This window comes from Streptomyces humidus, assembly GCF_014649655.1.
GTDB lineage: Bacteria > Actinomycetota > Actinomycetes > Streptomycetales > Streptomycetaceae > Streptomyces > Streptomyces humidus.
This window is the reverse complement of the sequence record NZ_BMTL01000016.1, coordinates 22567-39303: the sequence shown is the minus strand read 5'-3', so window position 1 is coordinate 39303 and position 16737 is coordinate 22567. Positions and strand designations below refer to the sequence as shown.

Annotated in this window: 10 protein-coding genes; 6 read left to right on the top strand and 4 right to left on the bottom strand. The window is 73.1% G+C overall.

Annotated features, from left to right (window positions below):
- Positions 1-271 precede the first annotated feature (271 nt).
- Complete coding sequence (gene pcrA / locus IE239_RS19525; RefSeq protein ID WP_190150660.1) at positions 272-2812, top strand: DNA helicase PcrA; 2541 nt, start codon at positions 272-274, stop codon at positions 2810-2812.
- Positions 2813-2953: 141 nt separating this feature from the next.
- Here the strand turns inward: pcrA and IE239_RS19520 are convergent, their stop codons facing one another.
- Together IE239_RS19520 and IE239_RS19515 are read right to left on the bottom strand one after the other, a co-directional pair.
- Complete coding sequence (locus tag IE239_RS19520) at positions 2954-4486, bottom strand: M23 family metallopeptidase (protein ID WP_190150659.1); 1533 nt, start codon at positions 4484-4486, stop codon at positions 2954-2956.
- 251 nt (positions 4487-4737) lie between these two features.
- Positions 4738-5718 carry an esterase/lipase family protein gene (locus IE239_RS19515; protein WP_190150658.1) on the bottom strand — a complete coding sequence of 327 codons (981 nt, stop codon included), beginning with the start codon at positions 5716-5718 and terminating at the stop codon, positions 4738-4740.
- Between the two features lie 600 nt (positions 5719-6318).
- Between IE239_RS19515 and icmB the strand changes: the two genes are divergently transcribed.
- Positions 6319-6735, top strand: a complete 417-nt coding sequence (gene icmB, locus IE239_RS19510; RefSeq protein ID WP_190150657.1) for a coenzyme B12-dependent isobutyryl CoA mutase small subunit — start codon at positions 6319-6321, stop codon at positions 6733-6735.
- 233 nt (positions 6736-6968) lie between these two features.
- Here icmB and IE239_RS19505 read toward each other — a convergent pair whose 3' ends face one another.
- Complete coding sequence (locus IE239_RS19505; protein ID WP_190150656.1) at positions 6969-8603, bottom strand: DUF5691 domain-containing protein; 1635 nt, start codon at positions 8601-8603, stop codon at positions 6969-6971.
- Positions 8604-8787: 184 nt separating this feature from the next.
- Complete coding sequence (locus IE239_RS19500; RefSeq protein WP_190150655.1) at positions 8788-10149, bottom strand: SWIM zinc finger family protein; 1362 nt, start codon at positions 10147-10149, stop codon at positions 8788-8790.
- Between the two features lie 156 nt (positions 10150-10305).
- Here IE239_RS19500 and IE239_RS19495 point away from each other — a divergent pair, with 156 nt between their 5' ends.
- The 4 genes from IE239_RS19495 (at position 10306) to IE239_RS19480 (ending at position 16557) form a co-directional block, all read left to right on the top strand.
- The gene (locus IE239_RS19495) at positions 10306-11436 is read left to right on the top strand and encodes an ATP-binding protein (RefSeq protein WP_190150654.1); all 1131 of its coding nucleotides are present in this window, start codon (positions 10306-10308) and stop codon (positions 11434-11436) included.
- 142 nt (positions 11437-11578) lie between these two features.
- On the top strand, positions 11579-14299 hold the full coding sequence (locus IE239_RS19490) for a DUF5682 family protein (RefSeq protein ID WP_229878203.1): 2721 nt from the start codon (positions 11579-11581) through the stop codon (positions 14297-14299).
- Positions 14296-15474 (top strand): VWA domain-containing protein, encoded by a 1179-nt coding sequence (locus IE239_RS19485; RefSeq protein WP_190150653.1) that lies wholly within the window; start codon positions 14296-14298, stop codon positions 15472-15474. Before IE239_RS19490 ends, IE239_RS19485 begins: the two co-directional genes overlap by 4 nt.
- Positions 15475-15624: 150 nt before the next feature.
- Positions 15625-16557 (top strand): hypothetical protein, encoded by a 933-nt coding sequence (locus tag IE239_RS19480; protein ID WP_190150652.1) that lies wholly within the window; start codon positions 15625-15627, stop codon positions 16555-16557.
- The last annotated feature ends 180 nt before the right edge of the window (positions 16558-16737 follow it).

Sequence of the window (16737 nt, the reverse complement as noted above, 5' to 3'; positions counted from 1 at the left end):
GGCCGCGTGGCCCGGCGTCGTTCGCCGGCGGGGATCCTGCGGCCTGAGCGGCACGGTAGCCAACTCGTGTGCTCCGTGTGAAGGATGATGGGTGATATGCCCGATACATTTTCGTGACATCGCGCCAGGTCCGCGCGTATCGCCCGCGACCGTCCACGGATCGTGACGGCCCTCTTCCGCAGGGTGAAGGCGACGCCCGGCCGGGAGTGATGGCGGGAGATTCCGGGGACGGCGGCCGGTTGTCGGTGGCGACCCCTAGACTCGTAGAGCGATGAGCAGCCTCTTTGACGACAGCTTCCTGGCGGACCTCCAGGGCCCCCGCGCCCCCGAGGAGGAGCCCCCGCCGCCGCCCGAGAACGATCACGGACCGGAATCGGTTCCGGACGATCTGTTCGGCGGGAAGTTCGACCTGCCACCGGACCGGGACGCCCACTACCGCGACGGCGCCCCCCGCCCGGTCCTGGACGCGGCGGCGCTCCTGGAGGGGCTGAACGACAACCAGCGTGCGGCCGTCACCCACGCGGGCGCCCCGCTGCTCATCGTGGCCGGCGCCGGCTCCGGCAAGACGCGCGTGCTCACCCACCGCATCGCCCATCTGCTCGCCGCGCGGCACGTCCACCCCGGTCAGATCCTCGCGATCACCTTCACCAACAAGGCCGCGGGCGAGATGAAGGAGCGCGTGGAGCAGCTCGTCGGCCCGCGCGCGAACGCGATGTGGGTGATGACGTTCCACAGCGCGTGCGTGCGCATCCTGCGCCGAGAGAGCAAGAAGCTCGGCTTCACGTCGTCGTTCTCGATCTACGACGCCGCCGACTCCAAGCGGCTCATGGCGCTGGTCTGCCGCGACCTGGGCCTCGACCCCAAGCGGTACCCGCCGAAGTCCTTCAGCGCCAAGATCAGCAACCTGAAGAACGAGCTGATCGACGAGGAGGACTTCGCCGCGCAGGCGGCTGGGGGCGCCTCCCAGGCCATTGGCTCTGGGGGAGGTTTTGAGAAGACCCTCGCCCAGGCCTACGCCATGTACCAGTCGCGGCTGCGCGAGGCGAACGCCCTCGACTTCGACGACCTGATCATGACGACGGTCAACCTGCTGCGCGCGTTCCCCGACGTCGCCGAGCACTACCGCCGCCGGTTCCGGCACGTCCTCGTCGACGAGTACCAGGACACCAACCACGCCCAGTACTCCCTGGTGCGCGAGCTGGTCGGCACCTCCGAGCACCCCGTGGACGTCCCACCGAGCGAGTACGACGTGCCGCCCGCCGAGCTGTGCGTCGTCGGTGACGCCGACCAGTCGATCTACGCCTTCCGAGGCGCGACGATCCGCAACATCCTCCAGTTCGAGGAGGACTACCCGGACGCGACGACGATCCTGCTGGAGCAGAACTACCGCTCCACGCAGACGATCCTGTCCGCCGCCAACGCGGTCATCGAGCGCAACGAGTCCCGCCGCCCCAAGAACCTGTGGACCAACGCGGGCGCGGGCGCGCGCATCACCGGCTACGTCGCCGACACCGAGCACGACGAGGCGCAGTTCGTCGCCGACGAGATAGACCGGCTGACGGACGCGGGCGACGCGAAGGCGGGCGACGTCGCCGTGTTCTACCGCACCAACGCGCAGTCCCGTGTCTTCGAAGAGATCTTCATCCGCGTCGGACTGCCCTACAAGGTCGTCGGCGGCGTCCGCTTCTACGAGCGCAAGGAGGTCAGGGACGTCCTGGCCTATCTGCGTGTGCTGGCCAACCCGGAGGACTCGGTGCCGCTGCGCCGGATCCTCAACGTCCCCAAGCGGGGCATCGGGGACCGCGCCGAGGCGATGATCGACGCCCTCTCCCAGCGGGAGAAGATCAGCTTCGCGCAGGCCCTCAAGCGCGTCGACGAGGCCTACGGGATGGCCGCACGGTCGACGAACGCCGTGAAGCGGTTCAACGCGCTGATGGAGGAGCTGCGCACGATCGTCGAGTCGGGCGCCGGTCCGGCGACGGTCCTGGAGGCGGTGCTCGAACGCACCGGCTACCTCGCCGAGTTGCAGGCCTCCACCGATCCGCAGGACGAGACCCGGATCGAGAACCTCCAGGAACTCGCCGCGGTGGCCCTGGAGTTCGAGCAGGAGACCGAGGAGGCGGAGGAGGGGCAGGGTGAGGCCGCCGTACCGGCCGGGCTCTCCGACTTCCTGGAGCGGGTCGCCCTCGTCGCCGACTCCGACCAGATCCCCGACGAGGAGGAGGACGGCTCGGGAGTCATCACGCTGATGACCCTGCACACCGCCAAGGGCCTGGAGTTCCCGGTCGTCTTCCTGACCGGCATGGAGGACGGCGTCTTCCCGCACATGCGCGCCCTCGGTCAGACCAAAGAACTCGAGGAGGAACGCCGGCTCGCCTACGTCGGCATCACGCGTGCGCGTGAGCGGCTGTACCTCACCCGGTCGTCGCTGCGCAGTGCCTGGGGGCAGCCGTCGTACAACCCGCCCTCCCGGTTCCTGGAGGAGATCCCGCCGACGCACGTGGACTGGAAGCGGACGGGGGCGACCGCGCCCGTCTCCTCCGGACCCGTGTCCGGGGTGGCGGCCTCGCTGTCCTCGTCCCGCTCTCGCTCCTCGGCGGCCGGCGCGTCCGGTTTCGCGACGCGCCGGGCGGCCGGGGACAAGCCCGTGGTCTCGCTGGCCGTCGGCGACCGTGTCACGCACGACCAGTTCGGGCTCGGCACGGTCGTGGGCGTGCAGGGCACGGGCGCGAACGCGGAGGCCACCGTCGACTTCGGGGACGTCAAACCGAAGCGGCTCCTGTTGCGGTACGCGCCGGTGGAGAAGCTCTAGCGCACGAGCGCCTGAAAAAGCGCCCCCGCTTCGACGGCGGGGGCGCGGCGGCGCGGTGGGCTCGGAGCGCAGTGGGCAGGGAGCGCGAGGGGCACGGCTACGCGCAGGTGCTCCCGTCGGGCAGCGTCAAGTCGGGCCGCGTCACGTCGGGTTGAGTCCGTGGCTGCGCAGCCACGGCAGCGGGTCGATCGCGGAGCCGCCGGCAGGCCGGACCTCGAAGTGCAGGTGAGGGCCGGTGGAGTTGCCCGAGTTGCCGGAGTACGCGAGGGGATCGCCGGCCTTGACCGTCGTGCCGGAGGGCACCCGGTAGCTGGAGAGGTGGCAGTACCAGGTCTCGGTGCCGTCCTTCGCGGTGAGGATCAGCATGTTGCCGTAGGCGCTGTTCCACTGCGTCCGCACGGTGCCGTCGGTCGCCGCCATCACGGTGGTGCCGTAGGACACCGGGAAGTCGATGCCGGTGTGCTGGGACATCCAGTTGATGCCGGCCTGGCCGAAGTAGGCGCTGAGGCCGTGCTGCGCGACCGGGAGGGCGTACTTGGGGCGCAGCCGCTCCTTGAGGGCCGCTTCGGCGGCGGCTTTCTTCTGCTCGGCCTGCTGCTGGGCCTTGAGGTCGATACGTTCCTGCGTGCGGCTGGCCCGGTCGGCGAAGTCGTCGGCGCCGGCGCTGAGGGTGGCCAGCTGGCTGTCCAGGGTGTTGTTGGCGGCGGACGGCTTCACGGGCTGCGCGTCCGTGGCGGAGGCCGTGGTCTCCCTGCCGTCGCCGCCGGTGAGCGAGCCGACCGACGCCGCGGCGATCCCGGCGACGCCCATTACACAGACCGAGGGCACGGCCACCGTCAGCAGCGCGGAGCGCTTGGCGGGCATCCGCCGACGGGAGCGGTTCGCGTTGCGGGCGGCCGCCCGGCCGAGCGGTGCGGGGACCGCCTCCTCCTGGTCGTCGAGGAGGGAGGGGACGTCGTCGGGCAGTTCACCGTCGGCGCCGGGCTCGTCGTACGCGACCTGCTCGAAGGTGGCGGTGGCCTGCTGGTCGAACGGGACCTCGGCGGGCCCCCGGTCGTAGGCCTCGGCGGTCCGGTCGGCGCCGGGGTCCTCGTCCGCGTTCTCGCCGCCGTCGGAGTTCCACTGCGTGGCGTCGTACGCGCCGGTGTCGAAGACCTGCGTGCCCCATTCCCATTGCTGGGTCGGGTCGGCCGGGGCCGTGGACCCGTCGGGCTGCTGCCAGGCGCCGGCGTCCCACTGGCCGCTGACGTCCGGCGCCGCCGCCTGCTGGGGCACGGCGGCCAGATGCGGCTGCTCCCCGGACCAGGCGGTGGTGTCGTAGGCGCCCGTGTCGTAGGCGGTGTGATGCTGGGCGGCGTAGGCGTCGTAGTGCAGCGTCTGGTGACTGCCCGTGTCCATGGCCTGGTGGGCGTCCGCGTGCCACTGCGTGCCGGTGTACGAGCCGGTGGTGGAGGACGTGCCGTCGTCCGGAAGGGCGCCGAAGAGGGGGCCGGCCGCCGTGAGATGCCCGCTGGGATGCGTCCCGGCGTCGAAGGCGCCGGTGCCGTAGCCGTGGTACTGGGTGAAGCCGTCGTACTGGGCTTCCTGGGTGCCGTACGACGCGTAGGGCGCCGAAGCGGCGTCGGAAGCCGGGGCCGGGGTGGTCATGATCCCCGACGGGTGACGGTCGTTCACCAACTTCTCTTTCGCCGACGACAGGGGCTGCCAGAGCAGTGCGGCGACTGTACCCGGCAGTACGCGGGCACGACAATCTTCTGCAGGTTTCGCGCCCGCAGGAAAGGGGCATTCGGCCGTGTTTCGGGGGACGGGGGGCGCGAGTTTGGCCCTAGGTTCGAATAGCGTTCGATGGTGCAGGGGTGCCGGGAGGGCGTGAGAGGTGCGCTGGAGGCGGGGTCCCGGGGTGGCGGGCAGTGTTCGGGACGCCGTCAGGCCACGGTGAGACCGCCGCTTCGCGGGGTGGTGCGGGCCTCGGCCGCCGTCGCCGGACGCTCGGTGTCGAGGGCCTGCCGGATGCCGGTCGCGACGGCGGGGTGCACGGGCAGGGCGAGGTGGCCGATGCCGGTCACCCGGACGTTCTGGGCCAGCAGGTCCGGATGGTCGACGCAGGCCGACTCCAGCGGATCCATGAGGTGGTCGAGGTCGCTCCAGAAGCTGACGAAGTGCGTGCGGCAACCCGGGGCGGGCCGGGACAGTTCCTCGATCAGCTCCGAGCCCGGACGCATCTGGCGCACGATCGGGTGCGCGTTCGCCAGCGGCGCCACCCGGGTCCCGGAGTGCGGGGTGCCCAGCGTGACCAGGGTCCGCACGCGGGCGTCCCCCGCGAGCCGCTGTACGTAGTAGCGGGCTATCAGGCCGCCCAGGCTGTGCCCGACCACGTCGACCTGCTCGCAGCCGGTGCGCTCGCAGATCTCCTCTATGTGCCGGCCGAGGAGTTCTGCCGCGGTCCGTATGTCGCACGTCATCGGCGAGTAGTTGAGCGACTCCACCCGGTGCCTGCCGTCCTGGGCCAGGCTGCGGCGCAGCAGCACGAAGACGGAACGGTTGTCGATGAAGCCGTGCAGCAGCACCACCGGGGGCGCGGCCGGCGCGGGCAGCGGAGTCGGCCCTTCGCCGGACGGGGGCCCGGCGAGTTCGGGACGGACCTGGCAGCGGCGCTCCTGCGCCATCCCGGACGGATAGAGGAGCAGATGCCCGGCAAGGATCGCGAGGTCCAGGGCGGTGGCCTTGAGCAGGGCCACGGAGAAACCGGCCAGTCTGCTCGGCAGGCTGGGGAGATTCGGCAGTCCGGGAAAGCTGGGGAAGCTCGGGAAGCTGGGGAACACAGGGAGGCCGGGAAGGCTCGGCATGTCCGGCAGCAGACGCTGACACAACGGAAGAATGGGCTGCAAGGCCCGGCTGACCTTCATGGCCGACCTCCTGTCGGCACGCTGAGGACTTCTCTGTCCCCCGTGTGCCCTAGTGGAAGTCGCTGTCGAGGAGGTCGATCGGGCACTACAGGGTGTACGACGGGTGAGGCGGTGGCGCGGGGTGTGCGGCTCTTCCGACAACCCCTCGCACCGATCGACGTGACGGGATTCCCCGGTACCGCGTAGCGGCGACGGAACTCCCGCTGTCGTGCCTTACCTGCCTTACCTGACCATCGTGCCTGCCGTTCCGCCGTACCGCCACGCGGCGCTGTCCGCGGCGCTCGGCGGCACCGCGACCTCTGCGCGGCTCCCGGTGCGACCGTTCCCCCGTGGGGTGGGGGAGCGGTGCGCTGTGAACGTGTCCCTTCATGTGATTTTCCCCCTCGGCCCGTATCGCGAAACTGCCGGTCGAGGATGCCGGCGACCAGCGGGGCGACCGGGCGAGGACGCGGTGGCCGTGGTGGGCCGTGCCGTCTCGGCGGGCCCCTCGGACGCGTTCTCCGCACTGCTCACCCCGGAGGTTCGTTCACTTCCGGTGGCCGTCTGGCACGGGGTGTGCGTGCGGTGGAGGATGGACGCAGTCGCTTCATGGAGGCAGTGATGGGTGTCGCAGGCGGTCCGATCCGCGTGGTGGTGGCCAAGCCGGGGCTCGACGGCCACGATCGCGGGGCCAAGGTGATCGCGCGGGCGTTGCGCGACGCCGGCATGGAGGTCATCTACACCGGGCTGCACCAGACGCCCGAGCTGGTCGTCGACACCGCGATCCAGGAGGACGCGGACGCGATCGGTCTGTCCATCCTCTCCGGAGCGCACAACACGCTCTTCGCCGCGGTGATCGAACTGCTGAAGGAGCGCGACGCGGAGGACATCGTGGTCTTCGGCGGCGGCATCATTCCGGAGACGGACATCGCGCCGCTGAAGGAGATGGGGGTCGCGGAGATCTTCACTCCGGGGGCGACCACCGCGTCCATCGTCGACTGGGTGCGGACCCATGTGCGGCAGCCTGCGGGCGCCTGAGGCGAGCGGCCGCTCAGGGAGCTCCGCGACCGCATCCGGTTTCCTCCCTCTCCCGTTCCCCCTCCTTCCCGTTTCCCCTCCTTCCCGTTCCCTCCGCTCTCCCGTTTCCCCCTCCGGGTTCCGGCCCGCTCGGGTTCCTCGCTCGCGGGCGTCCTCGCCCCTTTCGGGCTTCTCCTCCCTCCGGCTTCCTTTCGCTCGGGCGTCCGCTCCGCTCCTGTCTGAAGGGCCCGTCCTCAAGCGCCGCACGGCCCGGCGTCTCGGACATCCAGCTCCGCCGTCATCGCCGCCCTCAGCCGTAGCGTCCGGCACAGGCGTTGGAACGCTTCCGCCCAGTAGCCGCCCGCGCCGGGCGAGGCGTCTTCCGGTTCGTCCGGCACGGCCAGGAGGGCGTCGAGCCGGGCCGCCTCCGAAGGGTCGAGGCAGCGCTCGGCCAGGCCCATCACTCCGCTGAAGCTCCACGGGTAACTGCCCGCGTCCCGGGCGATGTTGAGCGCGTCGACCACGGATCTGCCGAGCGGCGCGGCCCACGGCACGGCGCAGACGCCGAGGAGCTGGAACGCCTCCGACAGGCCGTGCGCGGCGATGAAACCGGCGACCCATTCGGCCCGTTCGGCCGACGGCAGGGCGCCCAGCAGTTTCGCCCGTTCTGCCAGGGAGACCGCGCCCGGCCCGCCCGCACCGGGTGCCGAAGGCGGCCCGAGCAGCGCTCGTGACCAGTCCGCGTCCCGCTGCCTGACCGCGGCCCGGCACCAGGCCGCGTGCAGTTCGCCCAGCCAGTCGTCGGCCACCGGCAACGCGACGATCTGCTCCGGGGTCCGCCGGCCGAGCCGCGCCGACCAGCCGGCGAGTGGGGCCGCCTCCACCAACTGACCCAGCCACCAGGACCGTTCGCCCCGGCCGGACGGCGGCTTGGCTGACACTCCGTCACGCTCCATGGCCGCGTCGCACTCGTGCGGGGCCTCCACCAGGAGTGTGGGCGTGTCCACGGTGTGGTCGACGGCCACGCAGGCGCCGGCCCGGACCGCCATCCGCGCGGCGAGCGCCGACTGCGGCAGCGCCGACAGCAACTCCGCCGCTGTGGCGCGCACGTTGCGGCTCCGGTCGGCCAGCGCCTGCTCCAGGAACGGCTCGTCACGTGGGCCCAGGCCGGTGCGCAGCGAGTCGAGGAACATCAGCCGGTCCTCGGCGCGCTCCGTGGACCAGGTCGCCTCGAGCAGTTCGCGCGCCGCGTCGGGGTCGCGGGAGCGGATCGCCGCAAGGAGGGAGACGCGCTCGGCGAACAGGCCCTCCTGCCAGAGCCGTTCGACACGCCGGGTCTCCTCCGGGCCCGGCAGCGCCATGCCGCCCCCCGGGCTCGCGCGCAGGGCGAACCGCCAGTCCGGGTTGAGCCGGGCCAGCCACGGCGCGCGCGGACCGGCGAACCGCAGGGCCGCCGGACGCAGGTCCGTCCGCGCGCGTGCCGCGTCGAGCAGCGCGGGGAGGGACTCGGGGGGCGCGGCGAATCCTCGGTCGTTCACCGCCGTCAGCCACTGGGGCAGCAGTTCGATCAGGTCCGGGGCGGTCCCTCTTCGGCCGCCCTGCGCGGTGCCGGGGCGGTCGGCCAGGAGCAGGGCGAGCCTGCGGGCCGCCGCGGTGGGCAGCGGGGGGCGCGGGTCCTCGGGGGCCGGTCGCGGGCGCGGCGCGGCGGGGCCGGGACGCAGGCCGGCCCGGCGGCGGACGGTCTCCGCGGCCGCGGCGTCCAGCAGGGCCGACGGAGCGTTCCTGCCAGGGGGCGTGCCAGGGGGCGTACGGCGGTCGGTGCCCAGGAGGGCCGCGGTGACCAGGTCCTCCCAGGCCGGCGACGGAGGGTGGGGCGAGCCGGTGTTCATGAGGCTCCCTTCTGTTGCCGTGATCGTGGCGGTCGCCGTGACCGTTGCTGCCGCTCATGCGGCTGCGGCAGCGGTTGCGGGCTGCGGCAGCGGTTTGAAGGTTCGGTTGCGGTCGCCTTCGCCGTGGGCGCTCTGGCGCGTGCTGCGGATGTCGTTGCCGTCGATGCGGGCGCGCGGGGGGCGTTCAGCACAGGCGCACCGCGTTCCCGGGGCCCGCCGGCCAGGCCGTCAGCGGGGTGAAGCCGCGGTGGCCGCACTCGCCGAAGACCTTGACGGGGCCGCCGCCCGAGAGCGCGACCAGACGCCACAGACCCGGGCGGGCCAGCGCGGCGGGGGCGAGGGGCAGTGCCGTGTCGCCCGCGGTGTCGGCCAGTTGCCAGGATTCGCCGTCCGGGACCGGTATGACGTCGTCCAGCGTCACCGGCACGGAGTCCAGCCACGGGTCGTCCCGCAGGGCTTCGCCGTACCGGGCGGTCGCCTCGGCCGTCGTGGTGCCCGGGGGCCGGACGCCGGTGGGCACGGGCGGTGCGAACTGCTCCCCGAGGGACGCACGCCGCCCGCCCGTCCCCGGGTGGGCGGACAGTTCGGCGTCCAGGACGAGGCCCACGGGGAGCGTCAGTTCGGGGGCGCGGCCCGCGGCGCCATAGGAGAGGAGGAGCGCCGTGCGGCCCGAGGAGACGCCGTACAGCCAGATGCGGCGGGTCGTCAGCTTCGGGTCGGTCCTGTCGTACTCGGCGAGGACCAGCCAGTCGTCCCGGACGGGCCGTCCCTGCGGGGAGGAGGGCAGGCCGACGCGGGTGCGGACCGTCGCCGCCAGGGCGTCCGGCAGCCGCTCGCGGCGCAGCCAGCCCTGGTTCAAAAGATGGAGCAGCGCGCACTCCTCCAGCAGCCGCACCGGCCAGCCCGGTCCCGAGGCCGGGACGGCCCCCAACTCCCTTACCCGCGCGGCTAGTCCGGGGGCCTGCGCGTCGACCATGCGGGCCGCCGTCTCCTCCCACAGCCCGTACCCCGCCTGCTCGGCGGTGGCCAGGCCGGAGCGCAGCAGATCGGCGAGACGCTCCTCCAGATCCGTGGCCCCCGCGGTGACCCGCTCGGCACGGCGCTCGGCGCGGCGGCGTGCCCCCTCCGGGTCGGCAGGGCCGGACGCGGAACCCGCCGGGTCCGCCTCGCGTTTCTCCTGCGTGCGTCTGCGGCTCGCGAGCCACTGCTCGGCCCAGTCCGGCGCCTGCCCGGCGGGCACCGATTCCTCCCCGCCCGACCAGAGCAGCAGCAGCCCGAGCGCGTGCTTGCACGGGAACTTGCGGCTCGGGCAACTGCACTTGTACGCCGGGCCGGCGGCGCCGGAGCCGCCCACGACATCGACGACCGTCCGGTACGGCGTGCTGCCGCTGCCCTTGCACAGACCCCACACCGCCCCCTCCCGCGAACTGCCCGTCCCGGACCACGGCCCGGCCGCGCCGAGTTTGCTCCCCGCTTTGCGTGACGCGGAGTCAGGCGCCAGTGCCAGCACCTGGTCCACGCTCCAGCGCACCCCCTGCTGAGTCATGTCATCGAAGGTAGATCCCCCCACTGACAATCGCTCCGCCACGCTTGCGACGCAAGCGGCCCTGGGCGCGTTTTCGCAGGTCAGATTGCATTGTCAGTGGCGTGGTGCACGGTGGACACCAGATCCGAACCGGCCGAGCTGGAGGGGGCCTCAGCCATGTCTGTGTCTGTAGATCCGACGTCCGTGAAACCGAGCGGCACCGAGCCGACGGACGCATTGCGTCCGCACGCCGAGGACGCCTTCGCCTTCGAACTCGCCGCGCTGGCCGCCCAGGACGACCGGCCGCGTCCGGCCCGCTGGAAGATGTCGCCGTGGGCTGTGGCCACCTACCTCCTCGGCGGCGTCCTGCCGGACGGCACGGTGATCTCACCGAAGTACGTGGGTCCGCGCCGCATCGTCGAGGTGGCCGTCACCACCCTGGCCACCGACCGGGCGCTGCTGCTGCTCGGGGTCCCGGGCACGGCCAAGACCTGGGTCTCCGAACACCTGGCCGCGGCGGTCAGCGGCGACTCGACGCTGCTGGTCCAGGGCACCGCGGGCACCCCGGAGGAGGCGATCCGCTACGGCTGGAACTACGCGCAGCTGCTCGCGCACGGGCCCAGCCGGGACGCGCTGGTGCCCAGCCCCGTCATGCGTGCCATGGCGGAGGGCGCCACGGTCCGGGTGGAGGAGCTGACCCGCATCCCGGCCGACGTGCAGGACACGCTGATCACCGTCCTCTCCGAGAAGACGCTGCCGATACCGGAACTGGGGCAGGAGGTGCAGGCCGTCCGCGGGTTCAATCTCATCGCCACGGCCAACGACCGCGACCGTGGGGTCAACGAGCTGTCCAGCGCGCTGCGCCGGCGCTTCAACACGGTGGTGCTGCCGCTCCCCGAGAGCGTGGAGGCGGAGGTCGACATCGTCGCGCGGCGCGTCGACCAGATCGGCCGCTCCCTCGACCTGCCGGCGGCTCCGGACGGCTTCGAGGAGATCCGCCGGGTGGTGACGGTCTTCCGCGAGCTGCGCGACGGCGTCACCGCCGACGGCCGCACGAAGGTGAAGTCGCCCAGCGGCACGCTGTCCACCGCCGAGGCCATCTCGGTCGTCACCAGCGGTCTCGCGCTGGCCGCCCACTTCGGCGACGGCGTGCTGCGGCCGGCGGACGTCGCGGCGGGCATCCTCGGGGCCGTCGTCCGCGATCCGGCCGCCGACCGGGTCGTCTGGCAGGAGTACCTGGAGGCGGTCGTGCGGGAGCGCGCGGGCTGGACCGACTTCTACCGAGCGTGCCGGGAGGTGAGTGCGTGATCAGCGATGCGGTGACCTGGGCGGGAACACGGAACGAGGGGAGGGCGGCTGTGAACGACGACACGAAGTGGCCCCGCAGGTGAGGGCGGCGGGATCGACGGGCCTCGACGACGGCGGCCGGGGCCCGGCCGCCGGGCGGCCGCTGCTGCTCGGGGTGCGTCATCACGGGCCGGGATCGGCGCGCGCGGTACGGGCGGCCCTGGAGGCCGCAAGGCCCCGCACCGTGCTGATCGAGGGGCCGCCGGAGGCGGACGCGCTGATCCCGCTGGCAGCGGACGAGGACATGCGGCCGCCGGTCGCCCTCCTCGCCCACGCCGTCGACGAACCCGGACGGTCGTCGTTCTGGCCGATGGCCGAGTTCTCCCCGGAGTGGGTCGCACTGCGCTGGGCCCTGGAGCACGGAGTACCGGCCCGCTTCATCGACCTCCCGGCCACGCACACGCTGGCGTGGGAGAAGCACCGTGAGCGTGAGGAGACGGGGAAGGCAGGCAAGCCAGGAGAGACAGGAAGGGCGGGGGAGACGGAGGGGACTGAGGAGACGGAGGGGACACGGGAGGGCGCGGGGGCCGAGGAGAACTGCTCGGGCGGAAGGCCGGGAGCGACGGGGGAGGGGCCCGGCCGAGGAAGGAGGGAAGGCGGCGAAGAGGGATCCGGCGCGGGTGGGGGACCTGACGTCGGACGGGAGCCCGGCCGTGCGAGGGCGTCCGGCGGGGGGCCGGAAGACGCCGACGGGAGCGGGGGCGGCGAGGGCGGTGGGAGCGGGGCCGCCGACGAAGACCGTGACGGGCTGCGGAGGGATCCGCTCGGGACGCTCGCCGAAGTGGCCGGGTACGACGATCCCGAGCGCTGGTGGGAGGACGTCGTCGAGCACCGGGCCACCGGGACGAAGGACCCGTTCGCGCCGTTCGCCGCGCTCGAGGAGGCGATGGGGGCGCTGCGCGAGGCGTACGACCGCGACGCGGCGGGGCACGAGGACGGACGGGACCTCGTGCGAGAGGCGTACATGCGCATCCAGCTGCGTTCGGCGCAACGGGAGTTCGGGGCGGACGGAGTGGCCGTGGTGTGCGGGGCGTGGCATGTGCCCGCCCTGCGCCGTAAGGTCGCCCTCGCCGCGGACCGGGCGCTCCTCAAGGGGCTGCCCAAGGTCAGGACGGACCTGACCTGGGTGCCCTGGACCCACCGCAGGCTGGCCCGGGCAGGCGGATACGGCGCGGGCATCGACGCGCCCGGCTGGTACGCCCATCTGTTCGCGTCGCCGGACCGGCCCGTCGAGCGCTGGCTGACGAGGGTGGCGGTCCTGCTGCGCGAGGAGGACCGGATCGTGTCCTCGGCGCATGTCATCGAGGCGGTCCGGCTCGCCGAGACGCTGGCCGCGCTGCGCGGCCGGCCGCTGCCCGGTCTGAGCGAGACCACCGACGCCGTGCGCGCGGTGCTGTGCGAGGGCTCGGACGTCCCGCTGGCCCTGGTGCGCGACCGGCTGGTCGTCGGGGACGTGCTGGGCGAGGTGCCGGCGGGCGCGCCCGCGGTGCCCTTGCAGCGCGATCTCGACCGGCTGCAGCGTCGGCTGCGGCTCAAGCCGGAGGCGGCGGAGCGGGAGCTGGCGCTCGACCTGCGCAGGGAGAACGACGCCGAGCGCAGCAGGCTGTTGCACCGGCTGCGACTGCTGGGCGTCGAGTGGGGGGAGCCCGCGGCCTCGCGGGGCGGCACGGGGACGTTCCGGGAGACCTGGCGGCTGCGCTGGGAGCCGGAACTGGCCGTGCGGGTCGCCGAGGCCGGGGTGTGGGGGACGACCGTGCTCGCCGCGGCGACCGCCAAGGCGGAGGCGGACGCCGTCGCCGCGGGCGGCCTCGCCCGGGTGACCGCGCTCGCCGAGCGCTGCCTCCTGGCCGCACTGCCCGACGCGCTGCCGACGGTGATGAGCGTCCTCGCCGACCGGGCGGCCCTCGACACGGACGTCGGCCACCTCGCGCAGGCCCTGCCCGCCCTGGCCCGCTCCCTGCGCTACGGCGACGTGCGCGGCACCGACACCGGCGCGCTGGCGGAGGTGGCGGCGGGCCTCGCGGAACGGATCTTCGTCGGCCTCCCGCCGGCCTGCGTCTCGCTGGACGCGGACGCGGCGGAGCGGATGCGCCGTCATGTCGACGCGGTGCACGGGGCGGTGGGGATGCTGGACGAGCACGCGGGCCTTCCGCCCCGCTGGCGTGCCGTGCTGCGGGTGCTGTCCCGGCGCGACAGCGTGCCGGGTGTCGTGCGGGGCCGCGCCGTGCGGCTTCTCCTGGACGAGGGGGAGCTGAACCCCGGCGCGGCGGCGCGGCTCATGGGGCTCGCCCTGTCGCCCGGGACGCCGCCGGGCGACGCGGCCGCCTGGATCGAGGGGTTCGTCGGCGGCGGGTCCGGGGGCGGACTGCTCCTCGTGCACGACGAACGGCTGCTCGCGCTGGTCGACGGGTGGCTCACGACGGTGCCCGCGGAGGCGTTCACGGACGTGCTCCCGTTGCTGCGGCGGACGTTCTCTGCTTACGAGCCCGGGGTGCGCAGAACGCTGGGCGACCGGGTCCGGCGCGGTCCGGGAAAGCGGGGAAGCGAGCCGGGGGCGCACACCGGGACCCCCGGGTTCGCGACCGGCCTCGACGAGAGACGGGCGGACGCCGTCCTCCCGGTGGTACGGCTGCTGCTGGGCACGAACCCCGACGCGGCCGACGTCGGGAGGGGAGATGAGAGGACGGGTGGCGACGGGAGGGGCGACGACACGGCGGGCCACGTCGGGACGGGCGATGACGGGATGAGTGACGACACGGCGGGCGGTGGCGCCGGGACCGACGGTGGGACGGGCGACGGCGCGCTTGCGGGAGTGGGGGCATGACGGTGAACGACGCGGCCACGACGGATGCCGGACGGGAGAGGCTGCGGCGTTGGCGGCTGGTGCTCGGCGGCGACGCGGCGGACGGCACCGGGCACGCGCTGTCCGGCCGCGACGCGGCGATGGACGGAGCCCTCACCGCGCTCTACGGCAAGGGAGACGGGACGTCGGCCCGGCGCGACCGCGCGGCGGGACTGGGGGCCTCGGCGCCGTCCGTGGCCCGCTGGCTGGGGGACATCCGGACCTACTTCTCCTCCTCCGTCGTGCAGGTGATGCAGCGCGACGCGATCGAGCGTCTCGGGCTGTCCGCCCTGCTGCTGGAGCCGGAGATGCTGGAGGCGGTGGAGGCCGACGTGCATCTCGTCGGCACACTGCTCTCGCTCAACAAGGCGATGCCGGAGACGACGAGGGAGACGGCGAGGGCGGTCGTCCGCAAGGTGGTCGAGGACCTGGAGAAACGGCTCGCCACCCGCACCCGGGCCGCCCTCACCGGCGCGCTGGACCGCAGCGCGCGCGTCAGGCGACCGCGCCACCACGACATCGACTGGAACCGCACGATCGCCGCCAACCTCAAGCACTATCTGCCCGAGCACGGGACGGTCGTGCCGGAGCGGCTCGTGGGATACGGGCGGGCTTCGCAGTCGATGAAGAAGGAGGTGATCCTCTGCATCGACCAGTCGGGGTCGATGGCGTCGTCGGTCGTGTACGCCTCGGTGTTCGGGGCGGTGCTCGCCTCGATGCGGTCGATCAGCACACGGCTCGTCGTCTTCGACACGGCGGTCGCCGACCTCACCGAGCGGCTCGCCGACCCGGTGGACGTCCTGTTCGGCACCCAGCTCGGCGGCGGCACCGACATCAACCGGGCGCTCGCCTACTGCCAGTCGCAGATCACCCGGCCGGCGGAGACCGTGGTGGTGCTCATCAGCGACCTCTACGAGGGAGGCATACGCGACGAGATGCTCAAGAGGGTCATGGCGATGAAAGCGTCGGGCGTGCAGTTCGTGGCGTTGCTCGCGCTGTCGGACGAAGGGGCGCCGGCCTACGACCGCGAACACGCGGCCGCCTTCGCGGCGTTGGGCGCACCGGCGTTCGCGTGCACCCCCGATCTGTTCCCGGAGGTCATGGCGGCGGCGATAGAGAAACGTCCGCTGCCCGTGCCGGACATCGGACGAGGGTGAGAGGGCGTGACGACCTAGCCGTGGCGACGGTGGGACGGAGTGGGTCCCGCCGACCGGCTACCCATCGGTAACGAGGGGCTTGCGCAACCGCGGGACCCGCGTGCGAGGATCGGGGCCACGTTGCCGCCGCACGGGAAGAACCTCCCCGCCTTGACCTGGCCGACCGCCCAGCCTGTCGCCGCTCTGTGCGTCCTGCGCACCGCGGTTGGGTGGCGCGCGCTGCAACTCGCCTTGCTGGTGGTCGGGTTGTCCGCGCTCGCCTTCCTCTGCGGCGAGCAGGCGCGAGCGGCGGAAGGCCTGCCGATGCCGACCGCGCTCATCGCCGAGGTCTCGGCGTCGGCCCCGACCGTCAAGTCGACCCACGTCGTGACGAGGGTGAGTGAGCGGTCGGGCCGAGCCGCGACCCGTTTCCGGACGCTGGTGCGGACGCAGGTGCGGCCCGACGCGTGGACGGAGGCGCGGGTGCCGGTCCGGTTGTCGGTCTCGCTGCCGGTCCGTTTGCCCGCGGCGCTGGATCTTCCTGTCGTGTCCGACCTCTCACGTCCGCCTGCGCTCCCCGGCGTGCCCTCGCTTCCCGGCGTCCCCGGTGTTCCGGCGCTCCCCTCGTCGCCGGTCGGGATGCCCCCGGTGGGAAGCGCGGGGACTGTCGTCGTGCCGTCGCCGTTGCCGTTGACTTCGCCTTTGCCGCCTTCGTCGGGTGGGCACGGGACCGTGGCTCGAGGGACGGCCCACGTCGGGACGGGCGCGGGGCGGATGATCGCGGCGGCGTCGGAGACGCCGGCGTACGGACCGGCGAGCTTCGTGACCGGCGGCTCGGAGCGCGCCGGTCACCGGGGCGCACCCGCGCATGGCGGGACGTCGGCCGTCCCCTCGCCCGTGTCCCGTCCGGCGCAGCAGGGGCCGGACGGCGATCCGGACGGCGTTCCGGCGTCCGACAGCGGTGTCTCACGGCACGGTGACGCGCAGGCCGTGGTCACGCCGTTCCACCGGCCCGTGCTGTGGCCCGCGCTCGGCGGTGCGGAGGATTCCGACGTCGTGGAGACGCGGGACAGGTACCGGGACGTTCCCGTCTTCCCCGGTTAGGCAGAGCGGCCCACGCCCGCTCGATCGCCCTATCCGTATCCGTATCCGTATCCACCAGCACCAGCACCAGCACCAGCACCAGCACCCTCGTCATCTCCCTCCCGTTTCATCTCCGTCTCCGTCTCCGTCCGCGTCCGCGTGTTCGGCTTCGGCGGTTGAGCCATCGACTCCGTGAGGTGA